The organism is Caproiciproducens galactitolivorans (assembly GCF_004768785.1).
Taxonomy (GTDB): domain Bacteria; phylum Bacillota; class Clostridia; order Oscillospirales; family Acutalibacteraceae; genus Caproiciproducens; species Caproiciproducens galactitolivorans.
Map to the genome: position 1 here is coordinate 105,091 of NZ_SRMQ01000008.1, position 21,486 is coordinate 126,576.

The window sequence follows — 21,486 nt, forward strand, 5'->3', positions numbered from 1 at the left end:
AACGGGCCGGGCAAAGTGCCGGCACGATTTCTTTATTGCTTTTTATTTTGCCTCATAAAAAGCCCGGATGCCAAGATAGGTCATGTAAACGTCCAGCTTCGATACGATTTCAAAAGGAGAATGCATCGACAGGACCGGAACGCCGACGTCCAGAACATCAACATTCAGACTTGCTATGCACAGGGCAACGGTTCCGCCGCCGCCGGCATCAACCTTGCCCAGCTCGCCAATCTGCCAGAGAACGCCGTTAGCCTCAAACAGCCGGCGGATTTCCGCAACGAATTCCGCCGACGCTTCACTAGAACCGCTCTTTCCTCTGGAGCCGGTATATTTGGCCATTCCAATGCCATTATTGATATAGCAGGAATTGTTCGGTTCATATACACTAGAATAGGTCGGGTCATAAGCGGCCGTCACGTCCGCAGAAAGGCATTTGGACTTACTTAAAACATGCTGCGGCTCCAACCCTTCCGCTCTTGCCAGATCCGAAATAAAATACTGCATAAACCGGGAGTTTAAACCGGTATTGCCGTCGCTGCCGATTTCCTCCTTATCGGCCAGAACAGTAAGCACCGTATTCTCCGGGGCCTGTAAATCTAGTGCCGCCATGATTGCCGGATAGGCACAGACCCTGTCATCGTGGCCGTAGGAACCGATCATGCTGCGGTCAAAACCGATATCCCTTGCTTTGAACGCCGGAACAAACTCAATATCGGCGGAAACAAAGTCTTCCTCTGTCATGCCGTATTTGTCATGAATCAGCCTCATGGCATTCAGCTTAAATAAATCGTCGCCTTCGTCGGATACAACCGGGCGGCTTCCCACTACGATATTCAGATTTTCCCCTTCGATCGCTTTGGAAAGCTTCTTTTCATATTGCTCTGCGCTTAAATGCGGGAGAAGGTCGGTAATGCAGAACTGCGGATCGCCTTCCTCTTCCCCAATACAGATTTCCATCGGCGTACCGTCTTTCAGCACCGCAAGGCCGTGCATGGCAAGGGGGATGGCCGTCCACTGATATTTCTTCACGCCACCGTAATAATGGGTTTTAAAGAAAGCGATTTCATCCTTCTCATAGAGCGGATGCGGTTTCAAATCAAGGCGGGGGCAATCGATGTGCGCTGCTGCAATACGGACACCGTTTTTACAGCCGTTCTTCCCGATTACCGCAAGAATCAGGGCTTTCCCGCGGTTGTTGTAATAAACCTTATCTCCTGCATTGTATTTTTTCGCAGGATCAAACGGCACAAACCCGGCGGCCTCCGCCGCTTTCACGCTAAAGCGGACTGCTTCCCGTTCGGTTTTGGACTCGTTTAAAAACTTCTTGTAGCCCTCGCAAAATTCATCCGCTTTGCGAACCTTTTCATCCTCGACTTTAAAAAAGGGATTTTTGCGGTCAAGCAGAAGCTCTTCCGACATCTTTTTAACATCTTCCTTGCTAAGCTTAGTCATTCACACTTTCTCCTTTGTCATTAAATTGATAAGTCTTTTTATAATTCTCGTAATTCTTCAGGACGATATTGACATAATTCCTTGTCTCTTCAAAAGGAATTTGGTCAAGCGTAACGCCGTCCTTTGAAATATCCGGATCCTTCAGCCATGCATTTACCGTGCCGATTCCGGCGTTATAAGCGCATAGCGCGGTTGCCTGCTTGCTGTATTTATTGAACAAAATCGACAAAAACTTGCAGCCATAGCGAATGTTGATTTCCGGAGAATACAGATTGTTCTCGGTATATTTTTCATCGCTTTTCAGTTTCGTCTGCAACCAATCGAACGTGTCCGGGGTAAGCTGCATCAGGCCGATGGCACCCGCCCGGGATTTCGCGTCGGGATCAAAATTGCTTTCCGCTTTGATAACGGAATACACCATGGCCGGGTCAAGATGGTTTTTCGTGGCCTCTTTTGCGACAATATCCGAATATTTCAGCGGATAAGCACTTCTCATAAAGTACTTGTATTCACGGTTTAAGAAAAACCAACCAAGCAGAAGCAAAGCCGCTGCTATGGCGCAGATGAATAGGATTCGTTTGTAACGTTTCATGTATAATCTCCAATGATCTGTTCTAAAAGCCGATTGACCGCCGTCTGGATGTCATCCCGGTTCATGACACCGTCCAGCCGGTACCGTGCGCGTTCGTTATAATACGAATTCCCCTTCTGCGCCCCGATACGCGCTTCAGCCAGTTCTTTGGAAATCCCGTCCCGGTTCATAATGCGGTTCAGGCGGATTTCCACCGGCGCGGTAACGGCAACCGTTGTATCGCACAGCGAATCCGCTCCGCTTTCAAACAGAAGGGCGGCGTCAAGGACAACCGCTTTTGCGCCGCTTGTTTTGATGGACGCAATTTGATTCTTGACCATACCCATAATGACGGGATGCGTAATCGAATTTAATTTCGCGGCGCCCTTTTCGCTCGAAAAAGCCCGCTGTGCCAACAAACGACGGTTTAAAACGCCGTCCTGCACAATATCATTCCCAAATTCGGCTTTTAAAGCCGCCAGACATTTTTCATCCGTTACCGCCTGCCGGGCAACCAGATCAGCGTCAATGATTTCACAGCCTGCCCTTTCGAACGCCTGCGCGACGGTTGATTTCCCCGCTCCGGTCGGCCCGGTAAGGCCGATCACCAGTTTACTCAAGACGAAGCACCTCAAATCCGGCCGCGCGGATCAGCCGGTTGTAAACCGCCAGCCCAACGCCTTTGGGTTCGGGACATCGCGCATAGACGGTTTTTGCATGGATTTCATCCAGCCTGCGCAGCGCATCGAAAAGCTCCCGCGCCTGCTCGCCGTAATCGTCTTCCCTTCCGTAGCAGACCACCGGGACCTCCAGCTCCGGGGCTTCTCCGCTGTAGCACAGCGCGGCCGTTCCCGCTTCCTTATGAGCATTTACATACTGTTTATATGCTTCAAAACTGCTGTCAATGATGATTACGTTCGCTTTTGGTGAATAATGCTTGTACTTCATTCCGGGGGAAGCCGCCTTGACGCCCTCGGCAAGCGGTTTCAGCACAGCATTGTCCATCTCGACCTCTCCAAGAACGGCGCGGAGCTGCTCCAAAGTGATTCCGCCCGGCCTTAAAAGCCGCGGCGGTTTTGTGGCGAGCGTAACGACGGTGGACTCCACGCCGACCCCGCAGGCTCCTCCATCCAAAACAGCCTCGATTTTCCCGTCCATGTCGTGCAGGACATGCTCCGCGGTGGTGGGGCTGGGCCTTCCGGAAAGGTTTGCGGAAGGCGCGGCAAGCGGAAGGCCGGATGCGCTAATCAGCGCCTGCGCCGCCGGATGCGACGGGAACCGAACCGCCACCGTTTCCAGCCCCGCGCTCACTTCGTCCGGGATGCAGCCGGTTTTCGGCATAACCATTGTCATGGGACCCGGCCAGTACGCTTGTGCGAGCTTTTCCGCCTCCGGCGGAACTTCTCTGACCAGTTTATAAAGCTGATCGAATTTTGAAATATGTACGATCAGGGGATTGTCCATCGGTCTTCCCTTTGCAGCGAAAATCTTTGCAACAGCCTTCCCGTCCAGCGCATTTGCCGCTAACCCGTATACCGTTTCCGTAGGCATGCCAACCAAGCCGCCCTCGCGGAGGATTTGAGCGGCTTTTTGAATATCTTCCGGATTATTTGCATTTAAACGCAGGGTTTGCATTATGAATCTCTCTCTTCTGACTGGTTATCAATCGTATTTTGCAGTTTCGCGGCTCTGTCCGCCGTAATCAGGGCGTCAATAATTTCATCCAGGTTACCGTTCAAAATATCGTCCAGACGGTAAAGCGTCAAACCGATACGATGGTCGGTCATTCTGCCTTGCGGGTAGTTATACGTCCGGATACGCTCCGAACGGTCGCCGGTACCAACCTGGCTCCTGCGCTCGGAAGCAATCGCCGCGTCATGCTCCCGCAGTTTTGCCTCGTACAGGCGCGAACGCAGCACCCGCATCGCCTTTTCCTTGTTTTTGTACTGGCTCCGCTCATCCTGGCATTCGACCACCGTTCCGGTGGGCAGATGCGTAATGCGGATTGCGGAGGAGGTCTTGTTAATATGCTGACCGCCCGCGCCGCTGGAGCGGTAGGTGTCGATCTGCAAATCCTTTGGATTAATTTCAATTTCCACTTCTTCCGCTTCCGGCAAAACAGCGACCGTAGAGGTGGAAGTGTGGACACGCCCCTGCGTTTCTGTTTCCGGAACGCGCTGAACACGGTGGACGCCGCTTTCGTATTTCAGCCGGGAATACGCACCGTGCCCGGTAATCATAAAGCTGATTTCCTTAAATCCGCCAAGCTCCGTTTCGTTTGCGTTTAGGATTTCCGTCTTCCACCCTCTCGATTCGGCGTACATGCTGTACATACGGAATAAAACGGCGGAAAACAGGGCTGCTTCTTCCCCGCCGGCCCCGCCGCGGATTTCAACAATAACATTTCGCTCATCGTTCGGATCACTTGGCAGGAGCAGGATTTTCAGTTCCTCGCTGCACCGTTCAACATCGGCTTTTGCCGTTTGCAGTTCCTCCTCCGCCATATCCCTCAGTTCCCTGTCCAAGCCGCTCTCTTCCAAGAGTTCCTTTGAATCCTTCACGGTTTGGATCGCTTTCAAATATTCGTGGTATTTTTCGACAATCGGAGTAATATTTTTATACTCCTTCATTAACTCCGTATAGGTGGTCTGATCCGCCAAAACAGACGGGTCATAGAGCTTTTGCCCCAGTTCTTCATACCGTTTCTCAAACACTTCTAAATTTTCAAACATTGTTATTCTCCTTAATTTTTATGAATTGAATATTAAGGAGCTACAATTCATGCTGGGGTTCCTCGCGGATGATTTTCTTGATATTCTTTTCGCATTTCAGCCTTGGCACCATGACCTCATGGCCGCAGCCGGTACAGCGGATTTTAAAATCCATGCCGGAACGGAGCACAAGAAAGGTCTTGCTACCGCACGGATGTGTTTTTTTCATTTGCAAAATGTCACCCGGCCTGACATCCATGGCACACACCCCGCTTTCCAGTTCAAATTCTAATAGGACATATATGATATAGTATAGCACTAAACACGCGAGTGGAACAATACATTTTTGATATTTCCTTGCCATTCCACACAAAGGGAAGGTATAATGAAAGGAACAATTCGATAAAGGCCGTGGTTTTATGAATACAAAAAAAGAAATTATCAGGATATTAGAGCAGAACAGCGAATATGTTTCCGGCGAGAAGATCAGCGAGTTCCTGCACATCACCCGTACCGCCGTATGGAAAAATATCAACGCCTTGCGGAACAGCGGATATTCCATCGAATCCGTGACAAACCGCGGTTACAAACTGATAGCCCGCCCTGACAAAATCACCCCGGAAGAAATCGCTTTGGGACTAAAAACAAAGCTTCTGGCGAAAAGAATAGACTGCTACGACCGTATCGACTCTACAAACGAGGAAGCGAAACGGAAAGCGCTTGCAGGTGCCCCGGACGGAAGTCTGTTCGTTGCGGAAGAGCAAACCGGCGGAAAGGGGCGGCTCGGCCGTTCCTGGACTTCGCCCGCCGGGCAGGGACTTTGGTTTACCGTCCTTTTGCGGTCAAGCTTATTACCTTCACAGGCAGCCAATATCACCCTGCTGGCCGGGCTGGCAGTCTGCCGGGCAATTCAAAGAAACACCGGATGCGCCGCCATGATCAAATGGCCGAACGACATTGTCATCGAAAGCAAAAAAGTCTGCGGGATTCTAACAGAAATGGCCGCCGAAATGGACCGGATCGAATATATGGCGGTCGGTATCGGCGTGAATGTTAATAATGAAAATTTCCCAGAGGAGTTGTCTGTAAAGGCAACCTCCCTTCGACTGGAAAGCGGAAGCTTCATCCGGCGCGTACCTCTTTTGCAGGAAATCCTGTTCGAATTGGAAACGGTGCTGAAGGATTTCCCACTCCACACCGAAAGCCTGCTCCGCGAATATAAATCCCGATGCGTTTCCTTGAACCGAAGGGTCGGATTTATAAGGGAAAACCGGAAGATGGTCGGCGTAGCGGAGGATATTTCGCCGAGCGGAGAGCTTATTGTCCGCTGTGACGACGGAACAAAATTCCCGATTTCTTCCGGCGAAGTAACCGTACAGGGAATCTATGGGGAATAAAAAGCCCGCCTAACAGCGGGCTTTTTATATGGTTTTATTTCTTTTTGAAGCTATCTTTTAAGGATACGGAACGGTTAAATATCAGATGCTCCGGCGTGCTGTCGTAATCTAGGCAGAAATAGCCCTGGCGCATAAACTGGAAGGATTTCGGTACTTTCTCGTTAACTAGTGAAGGTTCTACTTTGCAGTTCTGTAATACCTTGAGGGAATCCGGATTGATATGCTCCAGAAAATCGTCCGCTTCCGGATCGGGAACCGTAAACAGACTGTCGTACAGGCGGACTTCCGCGTCAACGGCAGTTTCCGCGTCCACCCAATGGATGGTTCCCTTTACTTTCCTGCCGTCCGGCGTGTTTCCGCCGCGCGTCTGCGGGTCGTATTCCGCATAGACTTCCACAACGTTCCCATTTTCGTCCTTTTTGCAACCCGTGCAGCGAACCACATACGCCGTTTTCAGGCGAACCTCATTGCCCGGGAAAAGGCGGAAATAGCCCTTTACCGGCTCTTCCATGAAGTCCTCCTTCTCAATCCACAGCGTGCGGGAGAAAGAAACCTTCCGGGTGCCGTTCTGCGGCTTTTCCGGGTTGTTTTCCACTTCAAATTCTTCGGTCTGATCCTCCGGATAGTTCGTCAAAACCAGCTTTACCGGGTGCAATACCGCCATGGTACGCTGTGCGTTAAGGTTCAAATCCTCCCGCAGGCAATGCTCTAAAAAGCTGTATTCCACGGTGCTGTTGACTTTTGCCACACCAATGCGTTCGCAGAAATTGCGAATGGATGCCGGCGTGTAGCCTCTGCGGCGCAACCCGCAAAGCGTCGGCATGCGCGGGTCGTCCCACCCGTTGACATAGTGGTTTTCCACCAACTGGCGAAGTTTGCGCTTGCTCATTACGGTATTGTTGATCCCAAGACGGGCGAATTCGATCTGCCGCGGCTTGTCCGGCAAATCGATATGGTTAATCACCCACTCGTAAAGCGGCCTGTGATCTTCAAATTCCAAGGTACAGAGCGAATGGGTAATCCCCTCAAGCGCATCCTCGATCGGATGGGCAAAATCGTACATGGGATAAATGCACCACTCGGATCCTGTGCGGTGATGCTCGATATGGTTAATGCGGTAAATAACCGGGTCGCGCATATTGAAGTTGCCCGAAGCAAGATCGATTTTTGCGCGCAGGGTCATTTCCCCGTCCCGGAACTCGCCCTTTCGCATCCGCTCGAACAAGTCCAGGCTTTCTTCAATCGGGCGGTCACGGTAAGGGCTGACAGCCGGATGGGTCAGGTCGCCCCTGTTTTCCCGCATCTGTTCCGGGGTAAGCTGGCAGACATACGCCAGCCCTTTCCGAATCAAATTGACAGCCATTTCGTACATTTGCGGGAAGTAATCGGAAGCATAGTAAAAACGGTCATCCCAAGAGAAACCGAGCCAGCGAATATCTTCCTTGATGGCGTCAACGTACTCGGTATCTTCTTTTGTGGGGTTGGTGTCGTCCATGCGTAGGTTGCAGATCCCGCCAAATTTTTCCGCCATGCCAAAATCAATGCAAATTGCTTTCGCGTGGCCGATATGAAGATAACCGTTCGGTTCGGGCGGGAAACGGGTATGTACCTTTTTCCCCTCAAACCTTCCTCCCGGAGCAATATCCTCCGCTATGAAGGTCTGAATGAAATTGCTCGAAATCTCGGTTTCTTCCGTATTGCTTTTCTTTTCGTTCATTGTTTTCGCTCCTTATGCTCCCAATTTTTCAAGTCCCAAGCGCAGGCGGCGGATAGATTCCTCTTTGCCGAGAATCGCAAGAATTTCCATTGCCCCTCCCGGCGTTACCAGCATGCCGGCCGCCGCAATGCGAACCGGCCAGAGCAGGGTTCCGTTCTTTACTTCAAGCTTCTGCGCAAGTCCAATCAGCGCGTCGTGGATAACCTCCACCGTCCAGTCGTTAATTTCTTCCAGTACGGGTAGGGCTTCCTTCAGCATCTGCACGGAGTTTTCAAGGTTGGTTTTGCTCTTTTTATTGACAAAAAAGTCGGTTGAGTAATCCGGCAGTTCTTTTAAAAACACAATCATTTCCGGAATTTGCGTAAACTTTGTGATTCGCGGCTGCAAAATGGAAGCCAGAACCTTCCAGTTCATTTCTTTGTCAGGAAATACTTCCTTAAAATACGGCATGGCGTTCTGGATAAATTCTTCCTCGCTCATGGCACGGATGTATTCGCCGTTAAACCAGGTGAGCTTATCGTAATCAAAAACGGCAGGGGACTTGCTAATCCCGTCAATGGAGAAATTCTCCACCAGTTCCGGCAGCGTGAAAAGCTCCCTGTTGTCCTTCGGGCACCAACCCAAAAGCGCTATGTAATTGATAATTGTCTGTGGAAGATAGCCTTCCTTCATTAAATCTTCGAAGCCGGTCGAACCATGTCGCTTGGAAAGTTTCGAAACGCTTCCGTCCTCATTTTTTCCCATGATTAAGGGCAGATGGACATAAGTAGGAACCTCCCAGCCGAAAGCCTGATACAGCAGGTTATACTTCGGCGTGGAAGTAAGATATTCGCAACCCCGCACTACATGGGTAATGTGCATCAGATGGTCGTCGATGACGTTCGCAAAATTGTAGGTTGGGTAACCGTCGGATTTAATTAGGATCTGATCCTCAAGCTCTTTATTTTCAATTGTGATCGAACCGTATACAACATCATTGAAGGTGGTCGAGCCTTCGATCGGCATCCGCTGACGGATAACATAGGGAACACCGGATTCTAAAAGCCGTTCCACTTCCTCTTTGGGCAGGTCGCGGCAATGACGATCATAGCCGCCAGGGAACTCCCCTTCCTTTCCCTCGTGCAGCGCCTCAAGGCGCTCTTTGGTGCAGAAGCAGTAATATGCCCTTCCTTCCCGGACAAGCTGCTCCGCATACGGTTTATAAATATCCTTGCGTTCGCTTTGAATATAGGGGCCGAATTTGCCTCCAATATCCGGTCCTTCATCATGCTTAAGCCCCACTTTTTCAAGTGTTTTGTAAATCACATCGACCGCGCCCGGAACAAGCCTTTCCTGATCGGTATCCTCTATGCGCAGCACAAAAGTGCCGCCCAGCGATTTTGCGATCAAATATTCATACAAGGCCGTGCGCAAATTTCCAACGTGCATAAACCCCGTCGGGCTTGGCGCAAACCTTGTTCGAACTGTTTTTTGCTGCATGAATAGACCCCTCTCATCAAATTAAAAAATTCCCAGTCCTATATTCCATTCTTTTCTAAACAGGGCCGAGCCTTAATTTTATAATTATAGCAAATCACAAGCCGTTATTCAATGCGACGCAGCCTGATTTTTATTGTAATAATCAACATATTCCTCCAAACACATATTGAGGGCTTTCATCTTTTTCGCATGTTCCACCCCGACATAGCGGTAATGCCACGGTTCAAATTTTATTTTTGTTGTATGCTGCTTGTCCTTCGGGTAGCGAAGGACAAAGCCATAGTCCTGCGCGTGCTGCTGCAGCCAAGTGAACTCCTTAGTATCACCGAAATTTTCCAAAACGCCGTTCAAATCAACGGCAAGCCCGGTTATATGCTCGCTGCATCCGGGGCGGGCCACCGAACGGGCCGCTTTGCTGACCGCCTCCTCCCGGCTGATTCCATTTTTATAAAACGCCTGAATTTCCTCTGAAAAAAGCTGCCGCTGTTTTTCATAGCTTCTATAGCCCGAGGATATCCACAGCTTGATATTATCCTTTAAAGCGGCGTCGCGCATCTGCTGATAAGAATCGGCAATTCTGGAATCAATATCCACATTAAACTTGTGTACAATATTTGCTTTATACGTTTGAGGCAGTTCATGGTCCAAATTCACTAAAACAAGCCGCCAGTCGTCCGGTTGCTTAAACTCCTGAGTTGCCCCACTAGACGAAGACGAGAAACCCCCATCATCCAGTTTTTCCTGTGTAATCACTTCGGAGCTGCTGCTTTTCGCAGCCGCTGCGGCGGCAAGCCGCATTGCGTCCACGCGTTCAAAAGCCACCACGAAAACAGCGGTTGTCGCGGCCATAAGTGCCAGCTCAACGAAAATAACAGCTAATGCCGATAGTGTCTTTTTAAATCTATGTTTTTCTTGATACATCCTGCCACCACCTGGGTTGATCGGTTGGTCTTATTATTATAATACATATATCCCTAAAAATGTATCTGCGTTTGCCGGCGTTTCGAAAAGAAGATCGAAAACAGCCGATTTATCGCAAAAGAAACGATCGCGTTAAAAAGCCGCCCAAAATTCCGTATTCAAAAAAGTATATCGGCCTAAAAGCGGTAAAAATTCACTTTTTATTCATTCGAAAAAATATAGCCGCATCACCATTACTGATGCGGCATTCTTCATATTGAGAAATAGCCAAATCTATTTTTCAGTATTCCGAAGCGGCTTGTCCTGGTTTTTCTTGTTTTTCAGCCGTTTGCTTACATCTTCCTTCAGCAAAACATACAGAATCGAACAAATCGGGATATTGATTACCATTCCCAAAACGCCGAACATATTGCCGCCGATGGTTATCGCCGCCAGCACCCAAAGGACGGGAAGCCCGACTTTTGAACCGACAACATGCGGATAAATCAGGTTGCCTTCTAATTGCTGCAGCACAACGAAAAACACCACATACCAAACCGCTTGGATTGGACTGACGATCAGAATCAGCAGGGCACCGATGACCGTGCTCAAAAAGGAACCCACAATCGGGATTAGTGCCATAAACGCTACAAACACGGAAATCAGCAGGGCGTACGGGAATTGGAAAATATTCATTCCGATAAAGCAAAGCGTTCCAAGAATACATGCTTCGGTACATTGCCCGGCAATAAAATTCGAAAAGGCTTTATTCGTAAGGCTGCACAGCCAAACTATACGCTGTGCCTTTGCATCCGGCAAATAAGCATAGAGCACACGCTTTGCCTGCGCCTGCAACTTTTCTTTCTGCGCAAGGATATTCAAAGCAATCACGAAGCTTAAAACAAGCGTAATTGCTCCATGGAAGACATTCGTCGTAACCATTACGGTAGAACCCACCAGGGAGCTGGCGAGCTTTTGACCGTTGACCGCAAGCATCTGGCTGATATTGCTCCAGTCAATGTTCACTTTTCGAAAGTATTCTCCAACATCCGGATATTTATTGCTGATATCGGTCAGAGAATTCTGCATCTGGTTAAAGAAGCCGGGAATATTATTCGTCAGATTTACAATGGTTTTTATCAGCTCCGGCACTACAATAAACAGAATCATGACAATAATCCCAATCACAATCAGCAAAGACAGGAAAATACTCAGCGGGCGGCGTACCTTTGGCCACCTGCGGGTATAACGCCTGTTCAGCGGCGCAAAAAGGCGCGTTTCAATCTGGCGCATCAACACATTTAAAATAAAAGCAAAAGCAGACCCGAGAAGGAACGGCTCAAATATACTGCCCAGAGACCCAGCAAGGTCGGAAAAACGGTGAAGGTTTTGCAGCCCAAGGTAAACAGTAATCCCAAAGGCGATAAGCAGCATTATTTTTTTCATGTTGCTTTTATTGAGTTCCATTTTCGATTCCTTTCTCTTCGTTTTCCAAACATATAAATGTATTATACCATGATATGGATTTAGATTAAACAGTGAATCCTTGCAAAATTCAAATTTTGCAAATTCTTTGCAAATAAAATCTTGACAGTTATACTTTCATATGATAAAATATTAAATGAATAAAACAAACCTTTGACGTGAAGATTAAACCATAATGGGCGCCTGCAGAGAGCGGACGTTGCTGTGAGTTCCGTGGAAATGCCGTATGGTAAATGGATCACTGAGGGCAAGGGGAAAGGCATTAGGCTGAGTATCTAAGACGTAATCCGGCGTTAACGGAAGAAAATGTGTTTGCATTTTCGTTTGAGTGGATTTGTTTTAGGCAAATCAATAAAGGTGGTACCGCAGATTTCAAATCTGTCCTTTTTGCAAAGGGCAGATTTTTTTATTTTCCAGCCGATTTTCATGAGATTGTGAGGGAGGTATGACATGAAAAAGTTTTTAATGGGTAATGAAGCAATCGCAATGGGCGCGATTCATGCCGGCGTGAACCTTGTTTGCGGTTATCCTGGCACACCATCTACTGAAATTCTGGAAACCGTTGCTAAAAACAATGACGGCAGTATCTATGTTGAATGGTCGGTAAATGAAAAAGCGGCAATGGAAGTCGCCGCTGGCGCATCCTATTCGGGTGCCAGAACGCTGGTCACCATGAAGCAGGTTGGCCTGAACGTGGCCTCCGACCCCTTGATGAGCCTTGCCTATGTCGGCGTAAAAGGCGGCATGGTGATCGTTTCCGCAGACGACCCCGGCCCGATCTCCTCGCAGACGGAACAGGATACCCGCCATTTTGCACAGTTTGCAAAGCTTCCCGTTTTCGATCCGTCCTCACCGGAGGAAGCCTACGCCATGATCGGGGATGCCTTTGCCTTTTCGGAGGAATACGGTACCCCGGTTTTGTTCCGGCCAACCACCCGCGTATGCCACGGCTGCGCTTCCATGGAAATAGCAGATACAAAAAACGTTCATAAGCCGGAAGGGTTTATAAAGGACGCGAAATGGACGATCTTTCCACGCCTTTCCTATCAGAACCATATAAAGATCGAGAAAAGGAATCCCATTTTAGGTGAAAAGCTTTCTTCCTATCGTTTCAATACCGTTACCGGCAGCGGCACAAAAGGAATCGCAACCGGCGGAATCAGTTACGAATACATAAAGGAAGCGTTAGGCGGCTGCAACGCAAAGCTGATGAAAGTTTCCACACCGCACCCCTTCCCGGAAAAACTCGCATTGGAGTTTCTTCGCGGTCTGACCGAAGTAATGGTGATTGAGGAGCTCGACCCCGTTATTGAGCGAGAACTGATCTTCCTTTGCGGCAAACACCATTTGAATGTCACCATCCGCGGCAAGCTGAGCGGCGATGTAATGCAGGCCGGAGAAAACACGGTGGAGTCGGTAAAATCCGTGCTAAACGGCTATCTTGGTCTGCCCGCTCCTGAAAAAAGCAGGTTCCTCCCCCCGCTGCCGGTACGCCCGCCCGTACTGTGCGCAGGCTGCCCGCACCGCGCCTCCTTCTACGCGGTAAAGCAGGCTATGAAAGGACAAAAGGCCGTTTTTGCCGGAGATATCGGCTGCTACACCCTTGGAAACGCCATGCCGCTGGACATGGTCGATACCTGCCTGTGCATGGGCGCGGACGTAACCATTGCACAGGGTATGCAGCATATCGAACCGGATGTAAAGCATTTTTCCTTTATCGGCGATTCCACCTTTTTCGCCTCCGGTATCACAGGAGTTGTGAACGCGGTTTATAACGAAAGCGATATTACGCTGATTGTGCTGGATAACTCGACAACCGCCATGACCGGACATCAGCCGCACCCGGGAACGGGAAGAACCATGATGGGAAACATCACCGAAAAGGTCAGTATCCCCGCCATCTTAACCGCTGTGGGCGTGAAAGAGGTTTCGGTCGTAAATCCGTTCCATCTTACTGAAGCCATTGAAGCAGTAAAAAAGGCCGCCGCGCACAAGGGCGTGTCCGCTGTCATTTTCCGGTCGCCGTGCATTGCGGTGTCAAAGCCCGTCGCTTCTTATCAGGTGGATTCCGGCACCTGTGCCGGCTGTAAAAAATGCATAAAGGAAATCGGATGCCCCGCAATTTCTATGGACAGCGGGAAAGCGCTTATTGAACCTTCCCTTTGCTTCGGCTGTTCTCTCTGCGCACAGGTCTGCCCCTGCGGCGCCATGAAAGGAGTGCGATATTCATGACTGTAAACTGTATTTTGTCCGGCGTGGGCGGACAGGGGACGGTCCTTGCTTCCAAGCTGATTGCACAGGCCGCCATGGATAAAGGGCAGAACGCCCGTACCGCCGAAACCATCGGAATGGCGCAGCGCGGCGGATGCGTTGTCAGCCATGTGCGTATTGGCGATGAAATCCATTCCCCTATGATTCCGAAACATTCCGCCGACGTCATCATCGGTTTCGAGCCAGCGGAAGCCGTGCGCTGCCTTCCCTATCTGAAAAAAGGCGGCGTTGTGGTTGTGAGCCGCAAGGCAATCCCCCCGGTTACTTCCTCGCTCGGCAATTCGTCTTATAACGGCTCCGAAATGATTGCCTATTTACAAAAGGAAGTGGCAAGGCTGATTGTTGTTGACGGGGAAAAAATCAGTAAAGACTGCAGTTCGGCAAAAGTATTGAATGTCGCTTTGCTGGGCGCGGCCTGTGCTTCGGGAATACTGGGGCTGTCCATGGACGAATTGAAAAACGCAATTTCCAAACGGGTAAAGCCACAATTCATAGAGATAAATAGTAAAGCACTTGAAAAAGGCGCACTAGCAGCGAAAATGACGGTACCACATCATACATAAAAGGGGGCTTCCAAAATGCAAATAAAGCAATCGCAGTTCGACTTAATAAAAGCGCAATTGAAGCATTTAACCACCATCGACGGATTTTATAAAAAAAATCTGGATGGTATTGACATCGGCGCCATTCAGACCCAGTCCGATTTTGAAAAGCTTCCTTTTACTTGGAAAGGCGATCTGCGTGAAGCATATCCTCTTGGGCTCCAGGCTGTTCCAGATGAGGAAATCGTGCGTATCCATTCTTCTTCCGGCACAACCGGAACGCCCGTCATTATTCCTTACACCAAACAGGATGTAGACGACTGGTCCCTGCTTTTCGCCCGCTGCTACGAAACCGCAGGGGTAACCCCGCTTGACCGCGTACAGATTACCCCCGGCTATGGCCTGTGGACCGCCGGAATCGGCTTTCAGGCCGGCGCGGAACGCCTGGGGGCAATGGTCATTCCGATGGGCCCCGGCAACACCGACAAACAGCTCCGAATGATGCAGGATATGAAAAGCACCGTCCTGTGCGCAACCTCCTCTTATGCCCTGCTTCTGGCGGAGGAAATCGCCCGGCGGGATATCGGCCAAAATATCCATCTGAAAAAAGGGATCATCGGGTCGGAACGCTGGGGCGAAAAAATGCGCCGCCGCATTGCCGCGGAACTTGGCGTGAAACTTTATGATATCTACGGCTTAACCGAAGTTTACGGTCCGGGAATCGGCATAAGCTGTGACTATGAATGCGGAATGCATTATTGGGATGATTATGTATATTTTGAAATTGTCGATCCAAAAACAGGAAAGCCCGTTCCCGACGGCCAGATCGGAGAGCTGGTAATCACAACGCTGAAAAAGCAGGGGGCTCCGCTCATTCGCTACCGTACGCATGACTTGACCCGCTTTCTTCCCGGCGACTGTCCATGCGGTTCCCCCTATCCCCGCATTGATACCATTCTGGGCCGCACCGACGACATGATTAAGGTAAAAGGTGTCAATATCTTCCCCAGCCAGATTGAAGAACTGCTGAAAGAGGTTCCCGGTGCTTCCAGCGAATATCAGGTAATGATTGACCATTTGAACGGAAAGGACATCCTTACCCTGTTTGTGGAAAAGGAAACGGGCGCGGATAAGGCTCAATTGGTCAATGAAATCGGCTTTCTTTTTAAAACCAAAATTGGAATTACCGCCGCAATCAAGCCGGTGGAACTGGGTGACCTTCCCCGCAGTGAAAAGAAATCCACCCGGATATTTGACAATCGATATTAGCATTGAATAAGAAGTTTCCTTCCTCCCCCTTAAAAAATACATATTCTAATTCAGCGAGCAAAAGGCTTGTTGTCTGTATATTGCAGATAACAAGCCTTTTTGCCTTGATGCAGCGATTTTTTTCTTTTGCTAACTTATAACCAAAATAGTGCAAAATCAACCATATAGGGATTAAAAAATAAATCGATTTTTCTAAAGCGTAGAATTTCAAGGGCATTTATTGCATACAAAACACATTTTTTATACATTGTAAATATAAAATATTATGATATATAATGAAATTAGAAATATTGCAAATTTCATAAAAAAGGGGATGCAACGAATGAATATTTTATTATTTTTATACTTATTTTCGACTTTTACTTTTCTAACAATCGGTATTCTCGCGTATCAAATGGACCGGCAGAATAAAACAAACAAAGTCTTTCTTTGGAATTGCTTTGCCTTGGCATGGTGGGCATTTATGTACTCGCTCATGGTTTCTGCGCCCAACAGCCAGCTTGCCGCCCTATATCGAAGCATTTCCAGTTTTGCATGGTGCATCCTTTACTGCTGCTTGCTGCATTTCGTATTTATGGTCTCCAAGAGCTATCACTTTATTGATCAATGGTGGAAAGTTTATTTGCTGTATATGCCCGGAATCGTATGTTCTTTTGTTTACCTCGTCCTCCCGAATACCCAGGAAAATTTTGTTCTGTCAGAATCGGGCTTAGGATGGGTATATATCTCAAATGCCAAAAGCTCCTCTGTGATTTTTGACCGGTGTTTCGACACATATTGTTTTATCTACCTGCTGTTTACGATTCTCGTTTTATACAGATGGAGAAAAAACACAAAAATAAAAAGAGAAAAAAAACAGGCGACGGTTATTCTAGGCTCAATGAGCATTATTGCACTTCTTGGGTTCTGTACGGATTTGATTCTACCGCAAATCCAGTCCGCTGTTTTACCTCCTGTCAGCGTAATTCTCACCACCGTGCCCATGATCGCAATTTTTTTCGCGATGAACCGCTATAATTTTTTAAATCTGTCCCCGCAAAATCTCGCTCTGGAATTTGTAAGCATCATGAATGAAGGCCTAATAGTGCTGAATGAAGAATACCAAATTCTGCAAATTAACAGGGGCGCGCTGGAAATGCTGCAATACTCAGAAGCGGAAATCAAAGGGAATTTTATTACGAAAATACTGCCCGATATCGGAAATTTGAGGCACATCTTGACGCAGTATAGTGTAAAAACATACCTGAAAAATAAACAAAACAAGTCCATCCCGGTTTTGCTTTCCTATTCCATATTGTATGACCAATTCGGCGACCGGAGCGGAGCCGTAATGATCTTTCAGGATATCTCGGAAATGAATAAAATTCAGGAAAATCTGGAAGAAAAAGTTTCGGAGCTCGAAAAAACGAATATTGCGCTGAACAATGAAATTATCATGCGCAAGGAAGCTGAACAACGAATCGCGGCGTTAGCTTACTATGATCCGCTGACCGGACTGCCAAACCGCCGCTATTTAAGCGAAAAAGTAAATCAGATAAAAATGTCGAAAGACAAAAAACAATCGTACGCCATCCTTTCCCTTGACCTTGACAAGTTCAAAAATATTAATGATACACTGGGCCATCAAGCAGGAGACGAATTGCTAAAAAAGGTTGCGGAACGCCTCCTGACCTTGGATCCCGAAGTGAATACCGTTGCCCGGATGGGAGGGGATGAATTTCTAGTACTTTCCCAAAATGTATCGGATCGAAAGGATCTTGAAGCAATCGCAAGGCAAATTATCGCTATGATACACGAGCCATTTTTCATTTTCAATCAGCAAATCAACATTACCACTAGCGTAGGAATCTCTATCTATCCCGACGCGGGCGAGGAAATAGCGGAGGTCATGAAAAGCGCCGATATTGCCTTATACAAGGCAAAAGAATTAGGAAAAAACAAATACGTAATCTGTACGCCGTCTCTAAAAAAACGTATTGTGGAAGAAAGAACCTTAACGGATCAACTGCATTGCGCCTTGGAAAAAAAGGAGTTTGAAATTTTATATCAGCCTGAGATCAACACGGCGACAAACACAATCATTGGATTTGAAGCATTGTTAAGGTGGAACCACCCTACCCTCGGGCAAATTGAGCCGTCTAAATTTCTTCAGATTGCGGAAAAGACCGGACAAATCATACAAATCGGAGAATGGGTGCTGTATACTGCCTGCAAACAAAATAAAATCTGGCAGGACAAAGGGTTAATTACCGTCCCTGTTTCCGTCAATTTGTCTGAGAAGCAACTTTTAAAAAAGGATTTTGTAGCTCAGGTAAACCATATATTAGAAGAAATTGGACTGGAACCACAATATTTGGTATTGGAGATTAAACAATCCGCGATTATGAAGGAAAACACATTCATTCTCGAGACTTTGGAAAAAATAAAAAATTCCGATATCAATGTTTCCATCGACGACTTTGGAAAAAAGTACACTTCCTTTGCTTACCTGAAATCGCTTCCGATCGACAGAATAAAAATTGCAAGGGAATTCCTGAAACAGGTGGATTATTTGGACACTTCCATCATCCAATCCATCGTAAAATATTTGCACATTCTTGATTTTGATGTCATGGCAACCGGAGCGGAAACAGAAAAGCAGATTGACTTTCTCAAAAAGGTAAACTGCCATGAAATTCAGGGCTATTATTATTACAAACCGATGATGGCATCTGAAATTGAAAAAATACTGGTAAAATCAAATAAGATGGAACGTATTTCCTGATCAAATAATTTATACATACATATTAAACAAAAATTCTTGATCAATAACCCTTAGCAGCTGTTGGTCAGGAATTTTTCCTCATGGAAATTTAACTGGTGAGCAAACGGATCCCATTCCGATTACTGCATAAAAATCGCATGATTATTCATATCAAAAACGTAATATAATGTCAAAACATAGGGTAATTTAGAATTGAATGACATATTTTTACAAAATTCAAACTATTTTTGCAAATTATCATGTGATTTTCATTTTAATTTAATGCAGTAGTAATATGTTAGTATTATCATTTAGCAAAATTATTCCAAATGAAAGGATGTTTAACATAATGAAATCAACCGGAATGGTAAGACGAATAGATAATTTGGGGCGTATTGTCATTCCCAAGGAAATACGCTATACAATGCATATCCATAACGGAGATCCCCTGGAAATATATACAGATTCCCAGGGCAGCGTAATATTTAAAAAATATTCTCCGGCAGGCGAGCTGTCTGCTTTTATGCAGCAGTATGGAGAAGTTCTTTCCAAATACTTGAATCGTCCCCTGCTTATCTGTGATCGTGACCGCGTGATATCTGCAGCGGGCATTTCCCGGAGGGAATACCTTAAAAAAGGCATTACACCGTGGGTGGACGAACTTATGCAGAACCGCAAAAGCTATGTCTATAACGGAAAATCCCAGCTCAAGCCTGTGGAAGAAATGAATCGGAATGCTGCAATGATCACACCGATTGTTGCTAGTAGTGATGTTGTCGGCGCTATTATTCTTTTGCAAAACGGACAAGAAGAGGCTCCTAGCCAAACGGAAATCACTCTGGTACAAGTAGCCGCAACATTTCTCGGTAATCAAATGGAGAAATAATCGTTTTTTTAATCTTTGATTCTACAAATGATTGCGAAATTTATTGAATTTTTCCATCCTTTGTGCAGCATTTTCGATTAAGCAAACCAGAATAACTCGCCATATTTTACAGTCTCATTTTTCTGTTATTCAAACACATTTCCGATTCGCTGTATATAATGTAATCCATTTACACATAGCCTGCAGCGTCAGGATAGTTGCGTTGCGGGCTGGTGTCCGATTACACTACAACCTTAAATATAATTTTTCTGCGAAGCTGCCTCCAGCAAATAGATGGCAGCTTTATTTCTGGAATATCAAAAAGATATTATTTTTTGATTATAAAGATTTAAATTTCCGTAAGGACGCATGTATTTTGCAGATTATGAAGGATTAATGCTTGCAATTCTCAATAAATTATGATAGAATATTTTTCGTTGCGAATCCGGGTGTGGCGCAGTTGGTAGCGCGCTTGACTGGGGGACGAACAAAGAAAAATCAACATTCAAATCCTTGATAAATGGCTTTAGATTGCCATTTTTGAGGATTTATTTTTTTGTAAAAAGGTATTTAGTTAAGCATACAATTTTAAGGATTCATTTTGTACACTTGACCAAAGGAGTGTATATCATGAATAAACTTACAAGAGCGGAACTTCAAAAAGATGTCAATTCATGTTTTGAGGAATTTCAACGATTCAATCAACTCAAGAATCTATCCGAAGCCAGTATCAGGTCTTATAAATACAATATGGTAAGATTCTTTGAATTCCTAAAAAGTGTTGATATTACTTTTATTAATCAGGTTACTAAAAATGTAGTTCAAGAATTTACTTTGTATTTGAGAAGTAAGCATATAAAGAGCATTACTATCAATACCCATTTGAAAGCAGTCAGAGCCTTTCTATATTTTTGTATGGAAAAAGAGTATTTACCGCCATTTAAAATTAATCTTATCAAGCAGGAAGAAGAAATTATTGAAACCTATACTGATGATGATATTCAAAAACTAATAGCAAAACCAAACCTAAAAAAATGCAGTTTTGTAGAATATAGAGATTGGGTAATGATAAATTACTTCATTGAAACTGGAAACCGTTTGCGTAGCGTAGTTAATATTAAGGTATCAGATGTTAGTTTTACAGAGCGTAGGATTATTGTGCGTGTAACAAAAAATAGAGAACAACTTATTACTCCGCTTACAAAAACTCTAATGAACATTTTACCACCCTATATTGAATTGTGGGGATTATCAGATGATTCATATCTCTTTCCCGCCTTTACAGGTGAGAAGATAAATGAGAACTCGGTTAAGCAATCCATAGCAAGATACAATAGAAAACGTGGTGTATCCATTACTTCTATTCATGCTTTCCGGCATACGTTTGCTAGGAACTATATTATTACAGGCGGTTCAGCATTTAAGTTACAATCATTGTTAGGACATAAGGACTTAGAAATGACAAGGCATTATGTACACTTATTCGGTGAAGATTTAGCCAGTGACATTGATGAACATTCTATTATTGAACGAATTAAGCCAACATCAAGTAGATTAACCAAAAGCAAAAGATGCTTGTAATTGAGAGGGGTATGAATATGGTTAAGATTTTATTGAAGAAAGTACGTTGGGAAAAGAATTGGACTGTAACAAAAGTATCGGTTATGTCAGGTGTAAGTCATTCTATGATTAGTGACATTGAAAATGAAAAAGCAGTTCCAACGATCAATGTATTATGTGCTATAGCAAGAGGGTTGCAAGTGCCTGTGACGGATTTATTCATTGATACTAATGGAATACAAGGCAGTACGAAAACTAACGTAGATCAGATATAAAAATGAAATGAATAATACTCATTGTGCAGGTAATAAAAGTATTCTTGTATGGTGAGTATTATTATTTTGTGTATGGTTTATCGGTAACTGTTTCTAATTGTTACATAGTTGTAACTAATGTAAACTATATTGTAACTATTTTGTAATATTTGAATTATAAAAACAAGCGTGTTCAAGTTTATTGGCATGATTGCAGATCACCGATAACACACAGCCGACATAAAAAATAGGCATACCCTGAAACAGGGT

At 46.1% G+C, this 21,486-nt stretch carries 18 protein-coding genes; 8 read left to right on the top strand and 10 right to left on the bottom strand.

The features are described from left to right. Nucleotides 1–42: 42 nt before the first annotated feature. Genes CAGA_RS09105 through CAGA_RS09130 form a run of 6 tightly spaced genes read right to left on the bottom strand, consistent with a single transcriptional unit; the run spans nucleotide 43 to nucleotide 4,993 of the window. Nucleotides 43–1,452: an aminopeptidase gene (locus CAGA_RS09105; RefSeq protein ID WP_135660064.1), complete on the bottom strand. Its 1,410-nt coding sequence runs from the start codon at nucleotides 1,450–1,452 to the stop codon at nucleotides 43–45. Next, nucleotides 1,445–2,044: a lytic transglycosylase domain-containing protein gene (locus CAGA_RS09110; protein ID WP_135660066.1), complete on the bottom strand. Its 600-nt coding sequence runs from the start codon at nucleotides 2,042–2,044 to the stop codon at nucleotides 1,445–1,447. Before CAGA_RS09110 ends, CAGA_RS09105 begins: the two co-directional genes overlap by 8 nt. Next, nucleotides 2,041–2,643, bottom strand: coding sequence for a dephospho-CoA kinase (gene coaE / locus CAGA_RS09115; RefSeq protein WP_167875201.1), 603 nt, complete (start codon nucleotides 2,641–2,643; stop codon nucleotides 2,041–2,043). Before coaE ends, CAGA_RS09110 begins: the two co-directional genes overlap by 4 nt. After that, on the bottom strand, nucleotides 2,636–3,658 hold the full coding sequence (locus tag CAGA_RS09120) for an L-threonylcarbamoyladenylate synthase (RefSeq protein WP_135660070.1): 1,023 nt from the start codon (nucleotides 3,656–3,658) through the stop codon (nucleotides 2,636–2,638). The genes coaE and CAGA_RS09120 overlap by 8 nt, the downstream gene beginning before the upstream one ends. Next, the gene (gene prfA / locus CAGA_RS09125) at nucleotides 3,658–4,755 is read right to left on the bottom strand and encodes a peptide chain release factor 1 (RefSeq protein ID WP_135660071.1); all 1,098 of its coding nucleotides are present in this window, start codon (nucleotides 4,753–4,755) and stop codon (nucleotides 3,658–3,660) included. The genes CAGA_RS09120 and prfA overlap by 1 nt, the downstream gene beginning before the upstream one ends. A 40-nt stretch (nucleotides 4,756–4,795) precedes the next feature. Continuing rightward, complete coding sequence (locus CAGA_RS09130; protein WP_135660072.1) at nucleotides 4,796–4,993, bottom strand: DUF951 domain-containing protein; 198 nt, start codon at nucleotides 4,991–4,993, stop codon at nucleotides 4,796–4,798. A 160-nt stretch (nucleotides 4,994–5,153) separates the two neighbouring features. Between CAGA_RS09130 and CAGA_RS09135 the strand changes: the two genes are divergently transcribed. Next, nucleotides 5,154–6,131, top strand: a complete 978-nt coding sequence (locus CAGA_RS09135) for a biotin--[acetyl-CoA-carboxylase] ligase (RefSeq protein WP_135660074.1) — start codon at nucleotides 5,154–5,156, stop codon at nucleotides 6,129–6,131. A gap of 34 nt (nucleotides 6,132–6,165) precedes the next feature. Here CAGA_RS09135 and CAGA_RS09140 read toward each other — a convergent pair whose 3' ends face one another. The 4 genes from CAGA_RS09140 to CAGA_RS09155 all read right to left on the bottom strand — a co-directional run bounded on the left by CAGA_RS09140 (nucleotide 6,166) and on the right by CAGA_RS09155 (nucleotide 11,694). Beyond that, nucleotides 6,166–7,848: a glutamine--tRNA ligase/YqeY domain fusion protein gene (locus CAGA_RS09140; RefSeq protein ID WP_135660076.1), complete on the bottom strand. Its 1,683-nt coding sequence runs from the start codon at nucleotides 7,846–7,848 to the stop codon at nucleotides 6,166–6,168. A 12-nt stretch (nucleotides 7,849–7,860) separates the two neighbouring features. Then, on the bottom strand, nucleotides 7,861–9,327 hold the full coding sequence (gene gltX / locus CAGA_RS09145) for a glutamate--tRNA ligase (RefSeq protein ID WP_135660078.1): 1,467 nt from the start codon (nucleotides 9,325–9,327) through the stop codon (nucleotides 7,861–7,863). 108 nt (nucleotides 9,328–9,435) lie between these two features. Beyond that, nucleotides 9,436–10,248, bottom strand: a complete 813-nt coding sequence (locus CAGA_RS09150) for a M15 family metallopeptidase (RefSeq protein ID WP_135660080.1) — start codon at nucleotides 10,246–10,248, stop codon at nucleotides 9,436–9,438. Nucleotides 10,249–10,521: 273 nt separating this feature from the next. Further along, complete coding sequence (locus CAGA_RS09155) at nucleotides 10,522–11,694, bottom strand: AI-2E family transporter (protein ID WP_135660082.1); 1,173 nt, start codon at nucleotides 11,692–11,694, stop codon at nucleotides 10,522–10,524. Between the two features lie 468 nt (nucleotides 11,695–12,162). On the opposite strand from CAGA_RS09155, the gene iorA reads away from it, so the two are divergent. The 7 genes from iorA to CAGA_RS09190 all read left to right on the top strand — a co-directional run bounded on the left by iorA (nucleotide 12,163) and on the right by CAGA_RS09190 (nucleotide 21,237). Beyond that, a complete protein-coding gene (gene iorA / locus CAGA_RS09160) occupies nucleotides 12,163–13,944 on the top strand; it encodes an indolepyruvate ferredoxin oxidoreductase subunit alpha (protein WP_135660084.1) in 1,782 nt (593 codons plus the stop codon). Continuing rightward, nucleotides 13,941–14,546 (top strand): indolepyruvate oxidoreductase subunit beta, encoded by a 606-nt coding sequence (locus CAGA_RS09165; protein WP_135660086.1) that lies wholly within the window; start codon nucleotides 13,941–13,943, stop codon nucleotides 14,544–14,546. Before iorA ends, CAGA_RS09165 begins: the two co-directional genes overlap by 4 nt. Nucleotides 14,547–14,561: 15 nt before the next feature. Next, nucleotides 14,562–15,794, top strand: coding sequence for a phenylacetate--CoA ligase family protein (locus tag CAGA_RS09170; RefSeq protein WP_135660088.1), 1,233 nt, complete (start codon nucleotides 14,562–14,564; stop codon nucleotides 15,792–15,794). 322 nt (nucleotides 15,795–16,116) lie between these two features. Next, nucleotides 16,117–18,558 carry an EAL domain-containing protein gene (locus CAGA_RS09175; protein WP_167875202.1) on the top strand — a complete coding sequence of 814 codons (2,442 nt, stop codon included), beginning with the start codon at nucleotides 16,117–16,119 and terminating at the stop codon, nucleotides 18,556–18,558. Between the two features lie 274 nt (nucleotides 18,559–18,832). Beyond that, complete coding sequence (locus tag CAGA_RS09180; protein WP_243113010.1) at nucleotides 18,833–19,423, top strand: stage V sporulation T C-terminal domain-containing protein; 591 nt, start codon at nucleotides 18,833–18,835, stop codon at nucleotides 19,421–19,423. Nucleotides 19,424–20,032: 609 nt separating this feature from the next. Then, nucleotides 20,033–20,983 (top strand): tyrosine-type recombinase/integrase, encoded by a 951-nt coding sequence (locus CAGA_RS09185; protein ID WP_135660092.1) that lies wholly within the window; start codon nucleotides 20,033–20,035, stop codon nucleotides 20,981–20,983. A 17-nt stretch (nucleotides 20,984–21,000) separates the two neighbouring features. Next, nucleotides 21,001–21,237 (top strand): helix-turn-helix domain-containing protein, encoded by a 237-nt coding sequence (locus CAGA_RS09190; RefSeq protein ID WP_135660094.1) that lies wholly within the window; start codon nucleotides 21,001–21,003, stop codon nucleotides 21,235–21,237. Nucleotides 21,238–21,486: the final 249 nt, after the last annotated feature.

Bases quoted from the DNA above. Each gene is read 5' to 3' on its own strand.
- CAGA_RS09105 (WP_135660064.1), bottom strand. From the start codon at position 1,452: ATGACTAAGCTTAGCAAGGAAGATGTTAAAAAGATGTCGGAAGAGCTT.
- CAGA_RS09110 (WP_135660066.1), bottom strand. From the start codon at position 2,044: ATGAAACGTTACAAACGAATCCTATTCATCTGCGCCATAGCAGCGGCT.
- CAGA_RS09120 (WP_135660070.1), bottom strand. From the start codon at position 3,658: ATGCAAACCCTGCGTTTAAATGCAAATAATCCGGAAGATATTCAAAAA.
- prfA (WP_135660071.1), bottom strand. From the start codon at position 4,755: ATGTTTGAAAATTTAGAAGTGTTTGAGAAACGGTATGAAGAACTGGGG.
- CAGA_RS09130 (WP_135660072.1), bottom strand. From the start codon at position 4,993: ATGGATGTCAGGCCGGGTGACATTTTGCAAATGAAAAAAACACATCCG.
- CAGA_RS09135 (WP_135660074.1), top strand. From the start codon at position 5,154: ATGAATACAAAAAAAGAAATTATCAGGATATTAGAGCAGAACAGCGAA.
- CAGA_RS09140 (WP_135660076.1), bottom strand. From the start codon at position 7,848: ATGAACGAAAAGAAAAGCAATACGGAAGAAACCGAGATTTCGAGCAAT.
- gltX (WP_135660078.1), bottom strand. From the start codon at position 9,327: ATGCAGCAAAAAACAGTTCGAACAAGGTTTGCGCCAAGCCCGACGGGG.
- CAGA_RS09150 (WP_135660080.1), bottom strand. From the start codon at position 10,248: ATGTATCAAGAAAAACATAGATTTAAAAAGACACTATCGGCATTAGCT.
- CAGA_RS09155 (WP_135660082.1), bottom strand. From the start codon at position 11,694: ATGGAACTCAATAAAAGCAACATGAAAAAAATAATGCTGCTTATCGCC.
- iorA (WP_135660084.1), top strand. From the start codon at position 12,163: ATGAAAAAGTTTTTAATGGGTAATGAAGCAATCGCAATGGGCGCGATT.
- CAGA_RS09165 (WP_135660086.1), top strand. From the start codon at position 13,941: ATGACTGTAAACTGTATTTTGTCCGGCGTGGGCGGACAGGGGACGGTC.
- CAGA_RS09170 (WP_135660088.1), top strand. From the start codon at position 14,562: ATGCAAATAAAGCAATCGCAGTTCGACTTAATAAAAGCGCAATTGAAG.
- CAGA_RS09175 (WP_167875202.1), top strand. From the start codon at position 16,117: ATGAATATTTTATTATTTTTATACTTATTTTCGACTTTTACTTTTCTA.
- CAGA_RS09180 (WP_243113010.1), top strand. From the start codon at position 18,833: ATGTTAGTATTATCATTTAGCAAAATTATTCCAAATGAAAGGATGTTT.
- CAGA_RS09185 (WP_135660092.1), top strand. From the start codon at position 20,033: ATGAATAAACTTACAAGAGCGGAACTTCAAAAAGATGTCAATTCATGT.
- CAGA_RS09190 (WP_135660094.1), top strand. From the start codon at position 21,001: ATGGTTAAGATTTTATTGAAGAAAGTACGTTGGGAAAAGAATTGGACT.